Genomic DNA, 806 nt, shown 5'->3' with positions numbered 1-806 from the left:
CATCAACTGTAATTGAGATGTCTGCAGTTTGACCGATCGTAAAGATCTTTGGTTCTGCAGGTGGTTCATCAAAGCTCAGAACAATCTCAACTGTATCACCCGGCATCGATGCAAATTTCACATCCTGTAATACTGCCGCGTTGGCCACGGACATGAACATTGCCGTGAACAAAGATAACGCTAATTTCGGCTGACCAAACATTTTTATTGCCCCAAAAACTCTAGATGTTTTAACTTTTTCATTTATTTGTTTCACTATTCACACGCTCCCAATCACTATATATCTTCCAGCGTTACAGAGCGTGGACGCTCAATCCAACCACCATTCCCGTTCGGCACAATCTCAATCAGACTAATTCCAGCCTCTTGAATTGCTACCACACGGCCATGATTTTTGCCCATATATTGACCTTCCTGAACCCGATGAACTCCGCCAGAATTATCAGAAATTAGAGCCCAAAGTGTGGCTGAATCCTGCTTTTGCAAAGTACCAACCATTCTCAACTGAGTAAGCTGGAATGACTCCAACACTTCTTTAGGACGATCAAAATTTGGCTTGATGTTACTTTGGTCTTCTGCGATCTCGACACCAACATCAACCTCTTCAACGGGAGCAGTAAAAGGAGAACGGCTGCCCGCTTCTGAATATTTGAATGACTCATAAACAATCATTTCAGGTAACGGATCAATACGCCCAGCCGGCTTCTCATCAGCTGCCTTCATGAAAGAATCTAAATCTGCATAACCTTCATTTCCGCCACACGCAGTGAGTAACGAAGCGCTTGCCAGCAAGATAGAAGAAACTA

Annotated in this window: 2 protein-coding genes; both read right to left on the bottom strand. The window is 43.7% G+C overall.

Translation table 11 applies throughout. The annotated features are described in order from the left end of the window. On the bottom strand, positions 1 to 202 hold a 202-nt coding region (locus A3762_RS12750), incomplete at its 3' end, for a hypothetical protein (RefSeq protein ID WP_156493436.1). Positions 203 to 276: 74 nt separating this feature from the next. Then, positions 277 to 806 (bottom strand): pilus assembly protein PilP (locus A3762_RS12745; RefSeq protein WP_231878806.1); only part of this gene is annotated, 530 nt, incomplete at its 5' end.

It is taken from the genome of Oleiphilus sp. HI0125, assembly GCF_001635355.1.
The sequence above is the reverse complement of the archived record's forward strand: the minus strand, read 5'-3'. Positions and strand labels throughout refer to the sequence as shown.